This window comes from Amycolatopsis sp. cg9, from assembly GCF_041346945.1.
Classification (GTDB): domain Bacteria; phylum Actinomycetota; class Actinomycetes; order Mycobacteriales; family Pseudonocardiaceae; genus Amycolatopsis.
On record NZ_CP166850.1, the window covers coordinates 2986801 to 3005865 of the forward strand.

Here is a 19065-nt window from a genome sequence, read left to right on the forward strand (position 1 = left end):
GGTAGCAGTGTCGGAGGAACCGCGCCGTCCTCGGCACGCCGCGCCGGACGACGAACCGCAGCCGGCCACGCCGGGCAGCAGCTGGCAGCCGCCGCCACCGGTGCGGTGGGAGACACCGGAGCCGTCGATCTCGGGCCGCCTCGACGACGGCGAGCCGTCCCGCCCCGGGCCGCCCCGCGGCGAGGAGACCGTCTTCCACGCGCCCGTGCGCCGCCCGCCGACGCCGCCGCGCGGCGCGCCGATCCCGGGCGCGGACGACCCGACCAAGCCGCCCGGCAGCATGAACCCCGTCCTGCCGCCGGTCCAGCCGGTGCCCACGCAGGCCGTCCGCCCGCCGCAGCCCGACGAGCCGCAGCTGACGAGCGTGCTCGCTTCGCCGGCGCCGGAAACCCAGAGCATCATGCCGCCGGTGCCGCGGCCGGACACGGGTCCCGGCACCCCGCTGCCGGACCCGGGCACCGAAAGCGTGCTGCCCGAGCGCAGCAGCGAAGGACGGCACACCGGAACCGGCACCGGCACGGGAACCGGCAGCGGCTCGGACTCCCGGTCCGGCTCGTTCCCCGGCACCTCGCGGCGGACGTCGTCGCGGACGTCGCGCTCGCGCCGCGGCCGCCTCGGCGCCGGACTGGTCGAGGTCCCGCCGGTGCCCGCGCGCGATCCCGCGTCGGCGGTGCTGACGAACCCGGTGGTGTCGGAGGAAAAGCGCTTCTGCGGCAACTGCGCCGCGAAGGTCGGGCGCGGCAAGGACGGCAAACCCGGTTCCCCGGAAGGGAAGTGCGAGAACTGCGCCACGCCGTTCTCGTTCCTCCCGAAGCTGCAGCCGCACGAACTCGTAGGCGGCCAGTACGAAGTGCTCGGTGCGATCGCCTACGGCGGGCTCGGCTGGATCTACCTGGCGCAGGACCACAACGTCAGCGACCGCTGGGTCGTCCTCAAAGGACTGATCGACACCGGTGACGCGACGGCGATGGCGGCCGCGGCCAACGAACAGCGGTTCCTGGCCGAGGTCGAGCACCCGAACATCGTCAAGATCCACAACTTCGTGCAGCACCCGGACGCGCACAGCGGCACCACCGTCGGCTACATCGTCATGGAGTACGTCGGCGGCCAGTCGCTGCGGCAGCTCGCGCTGGCGCACCACCGGGAAAGCCGCCGCCCGGAGCCGCTGCCGATCGGCCAGGTCATCGCGTACGGGCTGGAGATCCTGCCCGCCATGGGGTACCTGCACAGCCAGGGCTTGCTCTACTGCGACCTCAAGCCGGACAACGTCATCCAGACCAACGAGCAGCTGAAGCTGATCGACCTGGGCGCGGTCCGCCGCACCGACGACTACGAGAGCCCGCTGTTCTTCACCACCGGCTACAGCGCGCCGGAACTGCCGACGCAGGGCGCGTCGATCGCGTCGGACCTGTTCACCGTCGGGCGCACGCTCGCCGTGCTGAGCTTCGAGTTCACCGGCTACACCACCAAGTTCAAGACGACGCTGCCCGGCCCGGACGCGGTCCCGCTGTTCGCGCTCTTCGGCTCGTACTACCGGTTCCTGCGGCGCGCGACGCACGCCGACCCGGACCGGCGGTTCCTCTCCGCCGAGGAGATGGCCGACCAGCTCACCGGGGTGCTGCGCGAGATCATGGCGCTCGGCACCGGCAAGCCGCGGCCCGGCGCGTCCACGGTGTTCGGCCCGGAGATCCGCACGTTCGGCGTCCAGCTGGTGGTGCCGGAGGCCGGCGCCAGCGTGCCGCTGCCCGGCGCCGACGAGGTCGTCGCCGGCCTGCCGATCCCGCAGGTCGACACGGACGACCCGGCCGCGGGCGTGCTGGCCACGACGACGACGCTCGAACCGCGCGGCGCCATCGAGGCCCTCTCCGGCGCGCCGCGGGAGTCGATCGAGGTCCGGTTGCGGATCGTGCGCGCCCGGATCGAACTGGGCGAGCTGGCGGAGGCACAGCGGCAGCTGCAGGCCGCCCAGTACCTCGCGATCAAGAACGGGTTCCCGCACGACTGGCGCATCGACTGGTACCGCGGCCTGATCGAGCTGGCCGGCGGCCGGTCGCGGGTCGCGCACGTCGCGTTCGAAGCGGTGTACGACGACCTGCCGGGCGAGGCGGCACCGAAGCTCGCGCTCGGCATCAGCGCCGAAGGCGTCGGCGACTACTTCGCCGCCGCGCGGTTCTACGAGCTGGTCTGGCGGACCGACCGCACCTACGTCAGCGCCGCCTTCGGCCTCGCCCGCGTGTACCTGGCGCAGGGCGCGCGCTCCAGCGCGGTCGAGGTGCTCGAGACCGTGCCGCCGTCGTCCACCCACTACGTCGACGCACAGGTCGCGGCGATCAAGATCAAGACGACGGTCACTAAGGCCAAGGGCCGCGAGACCCCGGTCACCGAGCACGACCTGCTCGACGCGTCGGCCCGGCTCGAACGGCTCCGCCTCGACATCGAGCGCCGCACCCGGCTCACCGCGAACGTGCTCGAAGCCGCGCACGAATGGCTCAAGCAGGGGCGGCCGACGCCGGGCGCGCGGGTGCTGGGGTGCGCGCTCGAGGAACGTGAGCTGCGGTTCGGCCTCGAGCGCTGCTACCGGGCACTCGCGCGGCTGGCGGGCACGGTCGAACAGCGCGTGGAGCTGGTCGACCGGGCCAACGAGATCCGGCCCCGGACCCTCACCTGATCAGGCTGACCCGTCACTTTCGTACCGAAAGTGACGGGTCAGGGGTTGATCTCCCAGTCGCCCTCTTCGCGGGCGCGCTGGTTCTTCGCGTGCTGCTCGGCCAGCTTCTCCAGCGCCTGCGGGTCGCCGTGCGTGCTGAAGTGCTCGAAGCCGACGACGACGAACAGCGCGCGGGCGCTGACCGCGATCTGGCCGTCTTCGGCGTCGAGGCGGCCGTCCGCGCTGACGTAGATCTTGCGGCCGGCGACGCCGTCGAGCCGCGTCTCGATGAACAACGTCGTCCCGACCGGCACCGGACGGCGGAAGTCCGTCTCGAGCTTGCCGGTGACCGCCGGACGGCGCATCAGGTTGCCGACCGCCGAGCCGAGCGCCTCGTCGAACGCGCAGGCCAGCAGGCCGCCGTGGGCGAGCCCGGGCGCGCCCTGGTGGGCCGCGGTGACGGTGAACCGCGAGCGCACGACCTGGCCCTCGCCGACTGTCGAGCGCAGGTGCAGCCCGGCGTCGGCCTCGTCACCGCACCCGAAGCACTCCGCGAAGTGGACGCCGAGCTCGGTGCCCGGCGCCGGCGCCTTCGGGTGCGGGACCGCGGGCTCCACCGCCACCGGCGGCCACGGTTGAGAAACACGACTCATGCGCTGACGTTAACCGGCGGGTAAGCCGCGGCCGCGTTCGCCCCGGCCGGGATACCGGGGACCTACATCTCTCAGTAGCCGGAAAGTTCCCCACTGTAGAAGTTTCGCGGCTCAGACTGCCGACCTGCGACGACCGGTCAAGACTGGGCTGATGAGCTCGAACGGCCCAATGGGCACTGCGCGGAGGAGGTCGTCGCCGGCATGAGCGAACCAGCAGCAACGACGGGCAAACCGTCAGTGGACGAGAGAACCGTCAAACGCGCCGTCTGGGCGTCGGCCATGGGCAACGCCACCGAGTGGTACGACTACGGCGTCTTCACCTCGGGCGCGATCGCCACCAGCATCGGCACGCTGTTCTTCCCCGGGGAAGGCAACGCGGTCCTCAAGTCACTGGCGCTGCTGGCGGTAGGGTTCATCGTGCGGCCGTTCGGCGGGGCGTTCTTCGGCCCGCTCGGCGACAAGCTCGGCCGCAAGCGGGTCCTCGCCATCACGATCCTGCTGATGTCCGGCTGCACGTTCCTGGTCGGCGTCCTGCCGACGTACGCCGGCAGCTACAGCATGGGCATCGCGGCCCCCATCGCGATCCTGCTGCTCCGGATCATCCAGGGCTTCTCGACCGGCGGTGAATACGGCGGAGCGGCGACGTTCATCGCCGAGTACTCGCCGACGAAGCGCCGTGGCTTCTTCGGCAGCTTCCTCGAGCTCGGCACGCTGGGCGGCTACGTGCTCGGCAACCTCGTGGTGCTGTCGGTGACGCTGTCCCTGTCGGCCGACCAGGTCGACGCGTGGGGCTGGCGGATCCCGTTCTTCGTCGCGCTGCCGCTCGGCCTGATCGGGCTCTACCTGCGGAACAAGCTCGAGGACACCCCCGAGTTCCGCCGGATGGAGGCCGCGGGCGAGGCGCCGAAGAAGGCGCCGCTCAAGGAGATCTTCGTCCGCAACTGGCGGATGATCCTCAACCTGATCGGCATCGTCCTGCTGCTGAACGTCGCGGACTACCTGCTGCTGACCACGATGCCGACGTACTTCACGGACACGCTGAAGATCAACGACAACACGTCGACGCTGATCATCATCGCCGTCGAAGTCATCCAGATGGCGATCATCATCCCGCTCGGCGCCCTGTCCGACCGGATCGGCCGGAAACCGCTGCTGCTCACCGCGGCCATCGGCTTCCTGGTGCTGAGCTGGCCCTGCCTCAAGCTGATGCAGTCCGGCAGCATCCTGTGGCTGTTCGTCGGGTTCCTGATCGTGGCGATCCTGCTGGTGTTCATGCTCGCCGTGATCGGCTCGACGTTCCCGGCGATGTTCCCGACCCGGGTGCGCTACGGCTCGTTCGCGATCGGCTACAACATCTCGACGTCGCTGTTCGGTGGTACCTGCGGTGTCATCGTGACGGCGTTGATCAAGAGCACCGGAAACGAGGACTGGCCGGCGTACTACTTGATGGCGGCGGCGCTGATCGCGATCCTGCCGATCATCAAGATCCCGGAGACGTCGCAGGTGCCGATGGAAGAGATCGACACCGAAGGCACCGGCGGGAAGCTGGCCTCCGCGGCCGCTCAGCGCTGAGCGGCCGCCGGACAGACGTGTGCCCCGCCCGGATCACCGGGCGGGGCACACGTGTTCGCTGAGGTCAGTTCGCGTCGCTCCGAGGAGTGAAGCGCTTGCGGGACCAAGCGGCGAGCGCGCCCGCGACAACGACAGCGATTCCGGTTTCGACGATGAGTGCGGCGAACACCATGTGCTTCCTCCTCGGGTTCTCGGGCCGGCGGCGACGCGTCCGGCTGAGCAGATGTCCGGTGTCCGATCGGAACACCACAGGGCATATCGCCACGGACCGCCCGGGTATTTCGTCGGAAACCCACGATGAAACGGTGATCTACACCACGTACCCCGACCTGCGAAAACGCTAGCGGGTGGTGCTCGCGACCGGTGGTTCCGGGACCGTCTCCGTCGGCTCCGAGGAGGGACGGGTGGTGGCCGACGGGGTCCGCTGCGTCGGACGGCTCGCGGACGGCGGCTGGGGCACCCGCGTCGCGCGCGCGGGCGTGCGACCCGGCTCGGCCGTGGGCGGCGCGATCGACGTCGGCGGGACCTCGGTGGTCGGCGGCTCGGCGGGGGCGCTGGTGCCGATCGTGGACAGCCCCGGACCGGCGGGTTGCACCGGTTCGGCCGGCCCGGCGCGGTGACCGGCCAGGAAACCGGCCACCGCCAGGACGACCGCCGTCGCGGCCGAGGTGCTCGCCACGGCGAGGCGCTTGCGCCGTCGCCGGACCCGGCCACCGCGCTCGATCACGTCGGCGGCTTCGAGGCGCATCGGCGGCGGGCCGCCGGCCGCGCCGGTCAGGTACGCGCGGACGTCGTCTTCGGGGTCCATGTTCGTCACCTCCCCTCCGTGGTCGCGCTGAAGGTCAGCGCGTAGTGCGGGCCGAGCCGGTTGCGCAGCGTCGCCAGGCCGCGGGAGGCCTGGCTCTTCACCGTGCCGGTGCTGCAGCCGAGGGCCTTCGCCGTCTCCTCGACGCTCAGGTCCTCGAAGTACCGCAGCACCAGCACGGCGCGCTGCTTCGGAGCCAGTACGGCCAGAGCTTGCCGGACGAGCCCGTCCTGGTCGCTCGCGGCCGGTTCCGCCGGGAGCTCCGGCGGGGTGTCGGTGAGCCGCTCCCGCTTCCACCTGCTGCGCCGGTGCTCGGCCAGGAACGTGCGGAGCACGACCTTGCGGGCGTAGGCGTCCAAGGCGTCGTGGCGCGACAGCCTCGGCCAGGCGAGGTACAGCTTGAGCAGCGCGGCCTGCGTGAGGTCCTCGGCCTGGTGCCAGTCCCCGCAGAGCAGGAAGGCGGTCGAGCGCAGGCTGTGCGCGCGCTCGCCGAAGTACCGGGCGAACTCGCCGTCCCACGGCGAGCCCGGCCCGGTCGACGGACGGGAGCGGGAGATCACCTGGCTACCGGGTCACCCCGATGGCCGGCAGGTGCAGGTCACCGGTCGGGCCCGCGGGCACGGCACGCGGAACGCGCGGAGCCTGCGCCGGCCGGGCGGCCCGGGTCGTCTCGCGCGGCGCCGGAACGGCGGACGGCGGCTCGGTCCGCCGGGTGGTCGGCGGCGCCGGGGCGACGGTCGGCTCGTTCGGGCGGGTGGTCGCCGACGGGGCCGGCGGCTGCGCGTCCGAAGCCAGCGCGATGCCACCGGACAGGGCACCACCGGCGAGCACGAGCGCGCCGAGGGTCAGGGCGATGCGGATACGCAAGACAGCTCCTCTTCTCGCGGACGCGACCGGGATCGTCGCGCCTCTGCCCGTAGTCATGCGGTGGGGCTTCGCCGGGGTTGCACCGGATTTCGCTGATCTTGAGGACGCGCGACGGGCGGGGGGCGTTGCGAGCGGACCGGGCGCGGTGGGCGAGCGCGACTTTGCCGGCGTCCGGTCGGCAGGTGAGGGGAGGGAGCCGTTCACGACGTCCGGTGCCGGAAACGCGAACGGCCGGGAAGCCCGCGATGGACTTCCCGGCCGCCCGGTCCTCCTGAGTGGTCTCAGCCGGCGAGGGCCGACAGCTTCTGCCAGCTCGCCCAGTCGTAGGTCCAGTCGCTGTAGTCGCCGTCCTTGGCGGTCAGCGTCTGCGTGCTGCCGGTGATCTCCACCGGGTCACCGGTGAGCACGCCGTCGTAGTACTCCTTCGCCCGCGCCGGCGACAGGTTCAGGCAGCCGTGCGAGACGTTCTTCTTGCCCTGCGCCCAGACCGACGCCGCCAGCCCGTGGATGAACTCGCCGTTGTTGGAGATCCGGACCGCCCACGGCACCACGACGTTTTCGTAGTGGTACTTCGGGTTGCTCATCGCGTACGTGGCCTGCTTGCCCATCACGACGTGCACGCCGCTGTGCGTCACGCGGCCCGGGTCGGAGTCGAGGCCGTAGCTCACCGGGTAGTCGGCGATCTGCTGGCCGTCGCGGATCACCTGCATGGTGTGCTGGGTGGTGTTGCCCTTGACGATCTGGGAGCGGCCGATCGCGAAGCTGGCCGACACGTCCTGCTTGCCGTACACGCCGTCGCCGATCTTGACGCCGTAGATCTTGGCGTTGACCTTCACCTGCGTGTTGGGCTTGAAGTACTCCTTCGGCCGCCAGTGCACCGAGGTGTCGCCGTTCAGCCAGGCCCACGAGCCCTCGGTCTTCGGCGTCGTCTCGACCGACAGCGCCTTCTCGACGGAGGCCTTGTCGGTGACGCGGCTCGGGAAGGTCAGCGCGATCGGCATCGCGATGCCGTACGTCTGGCCGTCACCGACGTTCAGGCTCGCCGACAGCTGGCGCTTCGGCTTGACGGTGGTGAACGCGCCCCCGATGGCGACGTTCTTCCCGTCGGAGCCCTGCGCCTGGCCGGACCAGGTGTAGGTCTTGCCGTAGCCGAGCTGCTCGGTGGTGTTCCAGCTCTTCTTGTCCGCCGACGCCTGGCCCTGGACCTGCTTGCCGTCCGGGTTCGTCAGCGTGACCGACAGGATGGTGCCGTCGGCGACCTGGACCCCCACCGGCTCGCCCGGCGCCACGTCCTGCGCGCCACCGGCCGGCGTCACCGTCAGCTTCGCGGGCTGCGCGCTGGGCGCGGGAGAAGCCGTCGGGCCCCCGCCCGAAGAGCCGCTCGCCGAGACCGTCGGTTCGCTGCTGCACGCCCCCAGCGCGAGCACCGCGACCAAGCCCAGTGCCACTGCCGCGCCCCGGCGCCGCGTGGAAGTCCTCACCGTCACACCCATTCCCCTTTGCCCCATTTGGTGCCTCCCCCCTTCGAGACGCCCCGTGGGCCACCGACGTTGAGCAAGAGTCGCGTGACGAAGGTCACAATGATCGCCGCGGGCTTTCACTGAGGGGGCACGAGCGACTCCAAGCCGTACCCGGTGATCACGGTGTCGCTGTGCTGCGCCAGACTAGCCGGTGGGTCCGACGGAACCGGGCGGGAGCCCTACGACGTTCCGGTGACCTTGGTGCGCAGAGCCGGTTTTCGCCTCGATCACGGGGTTCAACTTTGGCCAGATCCCGGTAGTCTGCTCTCAGGCCGTCGTTTTGCGTGTTCGTGGCTTCACACTCGCGGAACTTCTGACGCGAGCCATGGAGCCGACCCGCTCTTGACTCGTCTCGTTGGAACCGCCCGGGACGGTCGGGGTGCCGCTTCGGTGGCATTCGAAGCGGATCTGTGTAACGAGGAGTACAGCGGTGGCGCAAGGCACTGTGAAGTGGTTCAACGCGGAGAAGGGCTTCGGCTTCATCGCGCAGGACGGCGGCGAAGGCGACGTTTTCGTTCACTACTCGGAGATCGAGGGTCGTGGCTTCCGCACCCTCGAAGAGAACCAGCGAGTGGAGTTCGAGGTCGGCCAGGGTCAGAAGGGCCCGCAGGCCCAGAAGGTCCGCGCGATCTGACAACAGGCCCTCTGCGTTCTTAAGGCCTGAGTGAAGGGCCCCCGGCGATTCGTTCGCCGGGGGCCCTTTCTCATGGGGTGCTGGGGGACTCAGCGCCGTCCGAGGGCCGGCGCTTCGAAGGCGTCGGCGGGGAAGTGGAACTCGTCGGTGAGGTCGGTGAGGTCACCGGTCTGCTGGCGCTGGTCCTGCAGGGAGGCCGCCTGGCCTTCCCAGTTGAGCCGCTCGAGGATCCACTCCTGAGCGAGCGCCTGCGGCGAGATGTCCCGCTCGGCGGCGATGTCCTTCAGCTGCTGGTTGGCGATGAGGCTCATCCGGAGCTGGATGACCTGCGCCTCGCCGAAGCGCTTGCCGGTCCCGGTGCTCTCGTTGTCGGCATCGGGCGCCAGCGCGGCGAGGTAGGAGGTGAGTTCCTTGTCCTCGACGACACCGTCGTCCGCAGGCTTCGCGGCACCACGATGGCGTCCGGAGGACGCGGCTTTGAGGTTCGTCCGGCTGCTCAAGCGGCCAAGGGAGGGAAGAGGCACGCCAGCCACGATAACGGTTAGGTCTCACCACACAAACCACTGTGAGCCACGACACGCCCCCGAATTTCCCCATTCAGAGCAACCACCCCCCAATCAGCGCAATCCCGACCACCCAATTCAAGACAGAGTGCAACCAGCCAATAACCGAGCGAATCGATCAAGAAAACCCGTGTGATCCGCCGCCGAACTACCTCCGGAACGATGTGCGGACCCAGCCAGGGCGCCCAGCGCCCGAGGCGAACCACCCCGCCAGGCCGAACCGAAGGCACCGTGGGGGCTCCGGGGGCTCGGCCCCCGGGCAATACACCGGAATGAATGGGCCGAAGCGAAGGGCGAAGCCCGAGCAGGCCCAGAAATGGAGGACCCCCGCGCCAGGGGGAGGAACGCGGGGGTCGGAGGGGATCTCCACAGGCGCTGACCGGGGGTGTGTCAGCACTTCGATTGTTGCACGACTTGGTGGGGAGGGCGAGTGGAGAGCGGGAAATTTCCGCGCTGGGTGTCACTTCGCGGTGGGTGACGTTCGTTCGGGTGGTGCTCTTCTCCTGCCTTGCCGATTGCGCTGCGTTGAGCGGAGCGTGGCCTCAGGTTCACTCTCCGGGGGGCTGTGTGTGGCGGCCGGCGCTGGTTAGCCTCGCGGCCAAGCTGTTGTGAGCCGTGTGGAGGAGCTATGAGCGGGTCTGTTGAAGTGCGGCAGTTCCTCCTTCGGTACGAAGGTGCCGATGGGGGGAGTGCTCCGTTCGCCGGGGCGTTGCCGGCGCAGCGCAGTGGGGCGGGTGATGCGCAGCGGGTGTCCGATGATCAGGTTCGGCGGGCTCGGCTGGCGGTCGCGGCCGGGGCGTTGGGGGTCGAGGACTGTGTTCAGTTGCTTGAAATGCTGGGGTTGAACCTCGACGACGACGGGCAGGCGCCGGTTCAGCGGTGAGCCGGTGGGTCCGGTGTGGGTGCCGGACCCTTCCCGTGATGTTCTCGCAGGTTGGACGTCTTTCTGGGGGGTAATTGGCGGGTCGTTCCCGGTTCTTTGACGCGGGTTTCGTAACAGTGTTACGTTGGCTGGGTCGAAAGGGGAACGGACATGACGACGGCGAACCGGATCCGGTCGGTGGTCCAGGTGCTCGGGGGCAAGTTCATGACTTCGCCGGAGCTGGCGGCGGTCGAGGCGGAGGCCGGGCTGCCGCCGCGGTCGCTGTACCTGCGGGGGCGGTCGGCGGTGCTCGGGGACGTGCCGCCGAAGGTGGCCGCGGAGCTGTTCGGCATCTTCCCGCACTGGCTGTTCGACTTCGTCCTGCCGGCGGCGACGGCGGCCATCGACGCACCCGCCGCCGTCTGCGCCTACTCGGAGTCATCGGCGCGGTGGTCGCGTGTCAACCTTTCGGCCGTACCGGAACCCGGACGCCTGGCCGAGCTCTTGTTCCGCGTGGTCGACGCCGCGGACGCCAGCGGGCTGGCGCTGTTCGCCGGCTGGAAGAACGCCGAGCGGCCCGAGGGCGACGCCGAACGCCTCGGCTTCGCGCTGATGGTCTTCCGCGAGCTGCGCGGCGGCCTGCACTTCGCCGCGCTGCGCGCGCTGGGTGTGACGGTGCCCGAGGCGGTGGTCGCCGACCCCGAGGGCGGGCGCGCGCGGCTGCTGCGCACCGCGTGGCCGGAGGACGCGGCCGACGCGCTCGTCGCCGCGGCGGAGCGCAAACCGGACCTTCGCGACCGCCGGCGCGACGCCGAGGCGATCACCGACGCGCGGATCGACGAACTGCTGGCGTCCGAGCTGTCCGAAGGCGAGCGCGCCGAGCTTGAGCGCCGGTTGGCGGAACTCGCGGCGTTTGCGCAGGTCCCAGCCCCGTCAGGGGCTTAAGGAACCCCCTGTGCAAAGCGGTGGCGGCGTGCCCTATGCTTGTAATCGCTCCCAGGGGGACCTGAGAGCGCGGTCGGTCGGTCACCCGAAACCGGCCGGGCTCCCATCGTTCAGCGGCCTAGGACTCCGCCCTTTCAAGGCGGCAACGCGGGTTCGAATCCCGTTGGGAGTACGCAGTACAGTAGTAACGCAAGGCCCTGTGGCGCAGTTGGTTAGCGCGTCGCCCTGTCACGGCGAAGGTCGCGGGTTCGAGTCCCGTCAGGGTCGCAAGATCGTTCGGATCCTCGCCGGCGTTCCCGGCCAGGTAGCTCAGTTGGTACGAGCGTCCGCCTGAAAAGCGGAAGGTCGCCGGTTCGACCCCGGCCCTGGCCACCGTTCGAAGAAGCCGTCTTGACTCCGGTCAAGGCGGCTTTCTTGTATCTTGGCCGTGGCCGCCGTTGGCCTTGGTTGGCCGTCGCTAGTTGCACGTATGCTGCATGGCGGGCTTGGCAATCTCGAAACTCGCGGCGTCATCCGGCTTGCCCGCTGTGGCCCTCGCCGCATCCGCAGGCGACCTGCGAGGGATCGGCCTCCACCTACCTGTCGTCGTTCCGGGCGTAGACGCTTAGTCCGTTGGCTAGCTGCTTCGCCCGAACCGGTCATCGATCTTGCGTGGGCTCGCTGCTGCGGCCGTAGAGTGCAGAACGCGGCACCCGAGAGCATCGGCGTTGAGCAGGGCCAAACTCCACGCGCGATGGGACTGGTCGGCCGGCCGGGCGGTGGCGTGATGGCGAAGAAACAAGGTCGTCGCCGGGTTGGCTCCGTGCGCAAGCTGCCGTCCGGTCAGTTCCAGGCGTCGTTCATCGGGCCGAACAGTCAGCGTCAGCACGCGCCGAACACCTTCCGGACGAAGACGGATGCGGACCGCTGGCTGGTCGGAGTTGAGGCCGACCTCGCCAAGGGGGCTTGGCTGGACGACAAGCTCGGCCGGGAGACGTGTCGGCGGAACATGCGACTCCACATGGTCGAGCTGCTGGACAAGCCGCTGATCGCGATCACTCCACCCGTGGTCCGGAGCTGGTACGCCAAAGCGCTAGCCGGCCAGGCGGGAAAACGTCCATCGCTCAGTCGTACCGGTTCCTCCGGGCCGTCATGAACTCGGCGAAGCACGACGGGGCGATCGCGGTCAACCCGTTTCAGATCCCCGGCGCGGGCTCCGACAAGGCGAAGGAACGGGGGATTGCCACGCCCAAGCAGGTCGTGGAGGACGTCGACCTGGCCGATCACGTCGTTTGGGTGCGGAAGAACCGCGTGGAACTTCTGGAGAGCCCAAAGAAGTACGACAAGGACCCCAAGACGGACGCGGGGCGTCGGCCGGTGCCGGTTCCTCCGCACGTCATGCCGTACCTCCGGGACCACAATGAAGGAGTGGGCCGGTCGGGAGCGGTTCTTCGTCGGGCAGGACGGGCGGCCGATGAACGGCAACGCGGTCTACCAGACGTTCGTCCGGGCTCGTGTGAAGGTTGGCATCGGGGTCAGCTTCCACGACCTGCGGCACACCGGCCAGACGCTCGCGGCGAGCGCTGGGGCGACGCTGGCCGACTTGAAGAAGCGGCTCGGGCACTCGTCTGCTGCTGCGTCGCTGCGGTACCTCCACGCGGTTGAAGGGCGAGACAAGGAGGTGGCTGCCGAGTTGAGCAAGCTCGCTACACGTGGGGACGCTGCCAAGCTGCCCAAGTCGATCGTCGTCAAGCACTGAAAGTGTCGGTGGTCGCTGAGAGGATGCGATTGTGACGGAGCGTATGAAAGAGATCTGGGATGCCGAGGCGGCATCGTTCGACGATCAGCCGGATCATGGCCTGCGAGACCCGTCGACGCGGGCAGCGTGGTCCGATCTCCTTCTGCCACTGATGCCGACGGCTCCCGCCACGGTGGTCGACCTTGGTTGCGGGACGGGCAGCCTCGCCGTCCTGTTGGCCCAGGCCGGGTACGCCGTGGACGGCGTGGATCTTTCCAGCCGGATGCTCGCCGTAGCCAAGGAGAAGGCCGAAGCGGCAGGCGTGAGCCTCGGACTTCACGAGGGTGACGCCTCCAATCCCTCGTGCTCGCCGGGCGCGTATGACGTCGTCCTCGCGCGGCACGTGCTGTGGGCAATGCCCGATCCGGCCGCCGCGCTGGGCAGCTGGGTGCGCCTCCTGAAGCCGGGTGGTCGTCTGGTGCTCGTCGAAGGTCGCTGGTTCACCGGGGCAGGGGTCTCGGCGGACGAGTGCGAACGACTCGTGCGTGCTCGTCGAGAGGACGCGACGGTGACCCCACTGGACGACCCCACTCTGTGGGGCGGTCCGATCGAAGACGAGCGGTACCTGCTTGTCAGCCGGACTTGAACGGTCCCCAAGCACCGGTTTCAAGGGGGCGGGATGTTGCACGAGGGTTGCACGTGGCCGCAGTGCAACCCCCGTGAACTGCGGAAGCGTCTGCGCCTGAAAAGCGGAAGGTCGCCGGTTCGACCCCGGCCCTGGCCACCGTTCGAAGAAGCCGTCTTGCTGGTGGTCCTGTACTCCGAGCCCGAGTTCGCTGACGCTGCGGCGATGACCGCGGCCAGGGCGTCTCCGCAAGGCCGGCAGGTGGCTGCCGACGTCGCCAACTACGCCACCGGCGGGGCGATCGTCATCCACTACCCGGTGCAGGACGGGTAGGCTGACAACTCTCGTCGCGCGCGACGAGCGTCCTCGGGGGCCGCGAGCTGCTCGAGGAATCCATCCTTGTGCGTGAGGGGGTTGCCCCTCACGCGGGGGAGGGTGAGTGCAGGAGTCGGCTGCGACCCGTGCCGGTAGGTGCCGGTGGAAGGGCGTGGCAGGGCGAGACCCGGAAACCCGGGATCGGCCCTCCCGGCCGCCTTCTGGGCGGCGATCCCCATTACGTTCGACGAGGGGATCGTTCTGCCCTAAACTCGGGCCGTCGGGGACAATTTCCGCCGGGGAAACGGGTTCATGCTCGTCGTCGTGCAACTGCCGCTGGTCGATCTCCGGTTGCTGGCTTCATTTCCCACCGGGCGGCTGGCTTCTCCGCATTGGCCGGATCCGGTCAGCGACGACGAGTTCGTGCGGGACGCCGGCCCGATCCGGGATCGGCGGCGCGGGGGCATTTCCGACTGGTCCGGGGAAAGGGCCTTCTGCGACGCGAAGAACTTCGTCCGGTTCGTCGACGCGGAACCGCCCTCGCTTCGCGACGGCAGGCGGATCACCCCGGTGTTCCGCCGGCTCTATTCGTCCGGCGTCTCCGCCCGGCTCGACTTCGGGTTCGAAATCGACGATCGCCGCCGCGGCCCGCTGACCGTGGAAGCCCTGCGGGACATCGCGCGGGACTGCCTCTCGGTGAAGGTGCGCTCGGCTCCCGAGGGGGCCGGCCGGCCGCTCGGCGACAGCGGGAAAGCTCTGGCCAGGCGATTCCTCCAGGTGTCGACGGCCAAGTCCTTCGGGACCGGGGCGCCGGGCGACCTGGTGGCCGGTGGTCTCCCCGCGGTGCTGGTGGAACCCTCCGCGCGCCCGCACTGGGACCTGCGGAGCCGGCGTTCCGACAGCACTTCCGTCCACGGCTACCAGGTGGAGTCCGGTTCGAAGATCATCCCCGTCTGGTCGGTGGTCACCGGCGTCGTCGCGGACCGGGCGAGAGCCCGGCAGATCCGCGGGAACCTCTGGCGGCTGCACGCCGAGCGGGAATCGCTGCGCGGGGTCATCCGGGCCTGGAACAGCGCGCCGGAAGTCTTCTCGGAAGAAAAGCTGAAGAGCTTCCTCGCCGCCCAGCTGAAAATCCTGGTTCCGAAGGAGCGGGGCGGCTTCGACCAGTCGTCCGCACTCGCCTTCGCCGGGAACTGCGAAGAACTGGCCTCCCCGGCTGTTCTCCGCGGCCTGCGCTCGGAACTGCTGGGGCAGAGCAAAGGCATCCTCAAAAGCCTGGACCTGCTGATCGAGCGAACCGCGCGGCTGCCGGAAAGCACGACCAGGAACCACATCAGGATCACCTACGTCGACAAGAGGGTCATCGACATGAGCAGCAACGACAAGTACGAGATCAGCGCCCCGGTGTCGAACAGCGTGATCGGCCGGGACAACAAGGTCGAAGGCAACACCTGGACGGTCGGCGGGAAAGAGGACGCACTCCGCGAACTCGCCGAGGCGATCGAGCTGATGAAACCCCGGCTCGACGCGGACGAGGCCGCGGAGATCGACGAAGCGCACGCGGTGATCGTCGACGGCAAGAGCGAGCCGGGGCTCCTCAAGCGCGCGGCCAAGAAGATCCTCGGTGTGGCCACCTTCGCGGGCGAGGTCGGTGCCCCGGTCGTGGAAGCCGTGCGGAAGGTGCTGGCCGCGCTGGGTCTCGCGTAACAGGCCCGGTTAGGCCGAACGAGTGAACCGCCAAGTCGGATGTCCGGACCGGGGGAATAGCACCGACCCACCGGCGCAAGGCAGCCCGCGAGGGGCCGCCGCCCGAACCGGGGAGACGACATGCGCTACCTCCTGACCCTCCACATGAACCCCACCCTCTGGGCCACCCTCACCGACGACCAGAAGAACGGTGTCTACGAAGGACACGGCGAGTTCATCAAGCTCGTCACCGGCTCCGGCGAGATGGTCGAGACCAAAGCGCTCGCCGAACCGGCCGAGACCAAGACCGTCACCGTGAAGAACGGCGTGGCGCACACCGCGGACGGCGGCTTCGTCGCTTCCGAAGCCTTCCTCTGCGGCTACTACGTCGTCGACGTCGAGAGCGAAGCGCGGGCGGTCGAGCTGGCCGCGAAGATCCCGGACGCCCAGTACACCGCCGTCGAAGTCCGGAAGGTCGTGCACGAGGGTTGACCTCGATCAAGGTCGAGGGTGCAGGCTGGGCCCATGACCGATGAATGGGGCATCGACGCCGTCGATCTCGACGCTTACCTGGCGCGCACCGGGCAGCAGCGGCGCCCGCCGTCCGAAGCGGCGCTGCGGGAGCTCATGCGGGCGCACGTCGGCGCCATCCCGTTCGAGAACGTCGACGTCGTTCTCGGGCAGCACCAAGGGATTTCGCTCGACGTCGTGAGCGCCAAGCTCGTCGGGCGGCGGCGGGGCGGCTACTGCTACGAACAGAGTGGCCTCTTCGCCGCCGTCCTCGAACAGCTCGGGTACACCGTGCACCGGCTGTCCGCGCGCGTGCAGCCGCGGCGGCCCGGGCCGTACACGCACATGACGCTCGTCGTGGACGTCGACGGCCGCAGCTTCCTCGCCGACGTCGGGTATGGGGCCGGGATCCTCGACCCCATGCCGCTCGTGGACGGCGCCGAAGTCGACCAGGCCGGCTGGCCGCAGCGGCTCGTCCGCAACGGTGACTGGTGGACGCTGCAGAAGGACGGTGCCGACATCCTCGAGTTCCGGCTCAACGGGATGCACCCCATCGACTACGAGGTCTACCACCACTACACGTCCACGCACCCGAAGTCGCCGTTCACCGGACGGCTCGTGATCATGACGCTCGAACCGGGAGTCAGCCGGCGGCTCCTCGGCCGTGAGCTCACCGTCGAAAAACCCGGTGGCCACAGCGAAACCACCACGGTCGCGCCCGACGAACTCGACGCCACCCTCAAGGACCTCGGCGTCGAGCTGACCGCGGACGAGCTCGCGCGGCTCCTGAAGTCCTACTGACCGAACAGTTCGGCCGCCGCGACCGGGCGGCCGAGGTGGTAGCCCTGCGCCTGGTCGCACCCCAGCGACCGGAGCAGGTCCACCTGCTCCGCGGATTCGACGCCCTCGGCGATCACCGTCAGGTCCACGGCGTGGGCCATCGCGATGATGCTCGTGACGATCGCCGCCGCGTCGCGGGATTCGGCGATCCCGGTGATGAACGAGCGGTCGATCTTCAGCGTGTCCAGCGTCAGCCGCCGCAACTGGGCGAGCGACGAATAGCCGGTGCCGAAGTCGTCGATCGCCAGCAGCACACCCAGCGACCGCAGGGAGGCCAGCACGCCCGCGGCCGCTTCCTGGTCGCGCATCAACGCGCTTTCGGTGACCTCCAGGCACAGCGCGCCGGCCGGGAGACCGGTGCTGGCCAGCGCGTCCTGGACCGCGGGCACCAGGTGCGGGTCGTCGAGCTGACGGGCCGACAGGTTCACCTTCAGCGTCAGGTCCAGCCCGCCCGTGCGCCGCGCGGCCAGTTCCCGGGTCGTCGCGCGCAGCATCGCCTTGCCGATCACGTTGATCAGGTCGCTTTCCTCGGCGAGCGGGATGAACTCCGCGGGCGAGATCGCGCCCTGCCGGGGGTGCGTCCAGCGCAGCAGCGCCTCGACCGCGACCATTTCGCCGGTCCGCAGGTCGACGACCGGCTGGTAGGCGGGCCAGAGCTGGCCGTCGTGGACCGCGTCGCGCAGGTCCTGCTCCATCCGCAGCCGCCGCTGCATGCGCTTGCGCAGGTCGACGTCGAAGAAGTGGTGGCGCCCCCGCCCGAGCGTCTTCGCCTGGTACATCGCGACGTCCGCGTCGCGCAGCAGGTCCTCGGCGCTGCGGCGGTCGGCGCCGCCGACGAGGACGACGCCGATGCTGGCGTCGAGGTGCAGCTGCCTGCCGAGCACGCCGATCGGCTCGGCCAGCGCGGCCCGCAGGTGTTCGGCCAGCGCGCGGACCTCGGTGGGCTCGGTGACTTCGCCGGTGACGACGACGAACTCGTCGCCGCCGAGCCGGCCGACCAGGTCCTCCCGCCCGGAGCTGCGGCGCAGGCGCTCGCCGACGATCCGCAGCACCTGGTCGCCGACCGAGTGCCCGAGCGAGTCGTTGATGACCTTGAACTTGTCCAGGTCGAGGAACAGCACCGTGAGCGCGCCGCGCCCGCGGACGTCGAGCCGGTCGAGGACCAGCGTCCGGTTCGCCAGCCGGGTGAGCGGGTCGTGGGTGGCGTCGTGGGCCAGCCGCGCGCTGATCGCGCGGGTCTCGGTGATGTCGGTGAACGTCGTGACGACGGCCCGCGTGGTCGGGTCGTCCGGGTCGAGCAGCCGCGACGTCAGCGACACCCAGACGTCCCGCCCGTCCGGCCGGCGCAGGCGCACGACCAGGCCGTTGTGCGTGACACCGGTCCGCCGGGACTGCACCGACGGCATCTCGTCCGGCGGGATCCAGTGCCCGGACTCGGTGAACAGCACCAGCGTGTGGCACGGGACGCCGATCAGGTCGGGCTCGGGAACGCCGAGGATCCGGCACGCCGCCGGGTTCGCCGCCTCGATCAGCCCGGTCGGGCCCATCACCAGCACGCCTTCGTCGAGCGACGCGACGACCGTGCGGTAGTTCTGCTCGGCCCGCCGCCGCGCGGTCTCGTCGGCGCAGACGAGCACGTAGCCGTCGTTCATCCCAGCTGCCGAAACGCGGACCGCGAGGGGAGCGCCGTCCCGCCGCCGGTGCACCGCCTCGGCGACCCCGCCGCCGCGCCGGACGGCCGCCAGGTCCAGCTGCGCGCCGACCAGCTCGCTCGCGCGCCGCCCGACGGCTTCGGCCGCGGTCCAGCCGTACACCGCTTCGGCGGCCGGGTTCCAGCTGGTCACGACGCCTTCGCCGGTGGTCGCGATCAAGGCGTCGCTGACGTGCGAAACCAGCGCGGCCTGGTAGCGGAGGGCGTCCGCGGCCGCCTTCTTCGCCGTGATGTCCCGCATGACGACCTGGTACGCGGCAGCGCCCCGGAGGCGCACCACGACGGTTTCGACGGCGAACTTGCTCCCGTCGAGCCGGGACATCAGCGCTTCGACGGGCTCGCTCGCCTGCCCGGGCTCGGTGAGCCCGTCGACCTTCCCGGCCAGCTCGGCCAGCGAATCCTCGGCGACGAACTCGGCGAACCGGCGCCCGACGACGTCGGCGGCGCCGCGCGCGGCGAACGTTTCGAGCGCGGCCCGGTTGGCGTAGGTGAGGACGCCGTGCTCGTGGACGCAGATCGCGTCCGGACTCAGCTCGACCAGCTCGGTGAGCGAGTCAGCCTCCATGAGCGTCCGTCCCCCGTGCTTCGCGGCC

General features: G+C 69.9%; 18 protein-coding genes and 3 tRNA genes. 14 read left to right on the plus strand and 7 right to left on the minus strand.

The features are described 5' to 3' along the window. Positions 1-7 precede the first annotated feature (7 nt). Positions 8-2668 (plus strand): tetratricopeptide repeat protein, encoded by a 2661-nt coding sequence (locus AB5J73_RS14215; protein WP_370970186.1) that lies wholly within the window; start codon positions 8-10, stop codon positions 2666-2668. Between the two features lie 38 nt (positions 2669-2706). Here AB5J73_RS14215 and AB5J73_RS14220 read toward each other — a convergent pair whose 3' ends face one another. Then, on the minus strand, positions 2707-3300 hold the full coding sequence (locus tag AB5J73_RS14220) for a PaaI family thioesterase (protein ID WP_247015589.1): 594 nt from the start codon (positions 3298-3300) through the stop codon (positions 2707-2709). 237 nt (positions 3301-3537) lie between these two features. Between AB5J73_RS14220 and AB5J73_RS14225 the strand changes: the two genes are divergently transcribed. Continuing rightward, positions 3538-4872 (plus strand): MFS transporter, encoded by a 1335-nt coding sequence (locus AB5J73_RS14225; RefSeq protein ID WP_370970187.1) that lies wholly within the window; start codon positions 3538-3540, stop codon positions 4870-4872. Positions 4873-5212: 340 nt separating this feature from the next. On the opposite strand, the gene AB5J73_RS14230 is transcribed toward AB5J73_RS14225, so the two are convergent. From AB5J73_RS14230 to AB5J73_RS14245, 4 genes are all read right to left on the minus strand, one after another. Then, on the minus strand, positions 5213-5680 hold the full coding sequence (locus tag AB5J73_RS14230) for a hypothetical protein (protein ID WP_370970188.1): 468 nt from the start codon (positions 5678-5680) through the stop codon (positions 5213-5215). A gap of 5 nt (positions 5681-5685) precedes the next feature. Continuing rightward, positions 5686-6237 carry a SigE family RNA polymerase sigma factor gene (locus tag AB5J73_RS14235; protein ID WP_370970189.1) on the minus strand — a complete coding sequence of 184 codons (552 nt, stop codon included), beginning with the start codon at positions 6235-6237 and terminating at the stop codon, positions 5686-5688. A 4-nt stretch (positions 6238-6241) separates the two neighbouring features. Then, positions 6242-6544: a hypothetical protein gene (locus AB5J73_RS14240; protein ID WP_370970190.1), complete on the minus strand. Its 303-nt coding sequence runs from the start codon at positions 6542-6544 to the stop codon at positions 6242-6244. Between the two features lie 281 nt (positions 6545-6825). Beyond that, a complete protein-coding gene (locus AB5J73_RS14245) occupies positions 6826-8037 on the minus strand; it encodes an Ig-like domain-containing protein (RefSeq protein WP_370970191.1) in 1212 nt (403 codons plus the stop codon). Positions 8038-8494: 457 nt separating this feature from the next. On the opposite strand from AB5J73_RS14245, the gene AB5J73_RS14250 reads away from it, so the two are divergent. Then, positions 8495-8698, plus strand: a complete 204-nt coding sequence (locus AB5J73_RS14250; RefSeq protein ID WP_003097368.1) for a cold-shock protein — start codon at positions 8495-8497, stop codon at positions 8696-8698. 89 nt (positions 8699-8787) lie between these two features. On the opposite strand, the gene AB5J73_RS14255 is transcribed toward AB5J73_RS14250, so the two are convergent. Next, positions 8788-9222 (minus strand): hypothetical protein, encoded by a 435-nt coding sequence (locus tag AB5J73_RS14255; protein ID WP_247015575.1) that lies wholly within the window; start codon positions 9220-9222, stop codon positions 8788-8790. A 667-nt stretch (positions 9223-9889) separates the two neighbouring features. Between AB5J73_RS14255 and AB5J73_RS14260 the strand changes: the two genes are divergently transcribed. From AB5J73_RS14260 to AB5J73_RS14310, 11 genes are all read left to right on the plus strand, one after another. Then, the gene (locus AB5J73_RS14260; protein WP_086860904.1) at positions 9890-10144 is read left to right on the plus strand and encodes a hypothetical protein; all 255 of its coding nucleotides are present in this window, start codon (positions 9890-9892) and stop codon (positions 10142-10144) included. 150 nt (positions 10145-10294) lie between these two features. Continuing rightward, a complete protein-coding gene (locus AB5J73_RS14265; RefSeq protein ID WP_370970192.1) occupies positions 10295-11068 on the plus strand; it encodes a hypothetical protein in 774 nt (257 codons plus the stop codon). 99 nt (positions 11069-11167) lie between these two features. Beyond that, positions 11168-11240, plus strand: a tRNA-Glu gene (locus AB5J73_RS14270). A 21-nt stretch (positions 11241-11261) separates the two neighbouring features. Further along, positions 11262-11335 (plus strand) — tRNA-Asp (locus AB5J73_RS14275). Positions 11336-11366: 31 nt separating this feature from the next. Next, positions 11367-11440: transfer RNA gene (locus AB5J73_RS14280), tRNA-Phe, on the plus strand. A 361-nt stretch (positions 11441-11801) separates the two neighbouring features. Next, the gene (locus AB5J73_RS14285) at positions 11802-12203 is read left to right on the plus strand and encodes a hypothetical protein (RefSeq protein WP_370970193.1); all 402 of its coding nucleotides are present in this window, start codon (positions 11802-11804) and stop codon (positions 12201-12203) included. 264 nt (positions 12204-12467) lie between these two features. After that, positions 12468-12806: a tyrosine-type recombinase/integrase gene (locus AB5J73_RS14290; protein WP_370970194.1), complete on the plus strand. Its 339-nt coding sequence runs from the start codon at positions 12468-12470 to the stop codon at positions 12804-12806. A 43-nt stretch (positions 12807-12849) separates the two neighbouring features. After that, positions 12850-13431: a class I SAM-dependent methyltransferase gene (locus AB5J73_RS14295; protein ID WP_370970195.1), complete on the plus strand. Its 582-nt coding sequence runs from the start codon at positions 12850-12852 to the stop codon at positions 13429-13431. A gap of 606 nt (positions 13432-14037) precedes the next feature. Further along, entirely contained in the window at positions 14038-15432 is a 1395-nt protein-coding gene (locus AB5J73_RS14300; RefSeq protein WP_370970196.1) for a hypothetical protein, read from the plus strand. Positions 15433-15552: 120 nt separating this feature from the next. Next, positions 15553-15903 (plus strand): YciI family protein, encoded by a 351-nt coding sequence (locus AB5J73_RS14305; protein WP_370970197.1) that lies wholly within the window; start codon positions 15553-15555, stop codon positions 15901-15903. A gap of 33 nt (positions 15904-15936) precedes the next feature. Continuing rightward, positions 15937-16722: an arylamine N-acetyltransferase gene (locus AB5J73_RS14310; protein WP_370970198.1), complete on the plus strand. Its 786-nt coding sequence runs from the start codon at positions 15937-15939 to the stop codon at positions 16720-16722. On the opposite strand, the gene AB5J73_RS14315 is transcribed toward AB5J73_RS14310, so the two are convergent. Further along, the gene (locus AB5J73_RS14315; RefSeq protein WP_370970199.1) at positions 16716-19037 is read right to left on the minus strand and encodes an EAL domain-containing protein; all 2322 of its coding nucleotides are present in this window, start codon (positions 19035-19037) and stop codon (positions 16716-16718) included. The two genes, AB5J73_RS14310 and AB5J73_RS14315, sit on opposite strands and share 7 nt — an antisense overlap. Positions 19038-19065: the final 28 nt, after the last annotated feature.

Excerpts from the sequence above, each read along its gene's own strand:
- AB5J73_RS14220 (WP_247015589.1), bottom strand. The coding sequence starts at position 3,300 with ATGAGTCGTGTTTCTCAACCGTGGCCGCCGGTGGCGGTGGAGCCCGCG.
- AB5J73_RS14230 (WP_370970188.1), bottom strand. The coding sequence starts at position 5,680 with ATGGACCCCGAAGACGACGTCCGCGCGTACCTGACCGGCGCGGCCGGC.
- AB5J73_RS14245 (WP_370970191.1), bottom strand. The coding sequence starts at position 8,037 with ATGGGTGTGACGGTGAGGACTTCCACGCGGCGCCGGGGCGCGGCAGTG.
- AB5J73_RS14260 (WP_086860904.1), top strand. The coding sequence starts at position 9,890 with ATGAGCGGGTCTGTTGAAGTGCGGCAGTTCCTCCTTCGGTACGAAGGT.
- AB5J73_RS14265 (WP_370970192.1), top strand. The coding sequence starts at position 10,295 with ATGACGACGGCGAACCGGATCCGGTCGGTGGTCCAGGTGCTCGGGGGC.
- AB5J73_RS14285 (WP_370970193.1), top strand. The coding sequence starts at position 11,802 with ATGGGACTGGTCGGCCGGCCGGGCGGTGGCGTGATGGCGAAGAAACAA.
- AB5J73_RS14290 (WP_370970194.1), top strand. The coding sequence starts at position 12,468 with ATGAAGGAGTGGGCCGGTCGGGAGCGGTTCTTCGTCGGGCAGGACGGG.
- AB5J73_RS14295 (WP_370970195.1), top strand. The coding sequence starts at position 12,850 with ATGAAAGAGATCTGGGATGCCGAGGCGGCATCGTTCGACGATCAGCCG.
- AB5J73_RS14300 (WP_370970196.1), top strand. The coding sequence starts at position 14,038 with ATGCTCGTCGTCGTGCAACTGCCGCTGGTCGATCTCCGGTTGCTGGCT.
- AB5J73_RS14305 (WP_370970197.1), top strand. The coding sequence starts at position 15,553 with ATGCGCTACCTCCTGACCCTCCACATGAACCCCACCCTCTGGGCCACC.
- AB5J73_RS14310 (WP_370970198.1), top strand. The coding sequence starts at position 15,937 with ATGACCGATGAATGGGGCATCGACGCCGTCGATCTCGACGCTTACCTG.
- AB5J73_RS14315 (WP_370970199.1), bottom strand. The coding sequence starts at position 19,037 with ATGGAGGCTGACTCGCTCACCGAGCTGGTCGAGCTGAGTCCGGACGCG.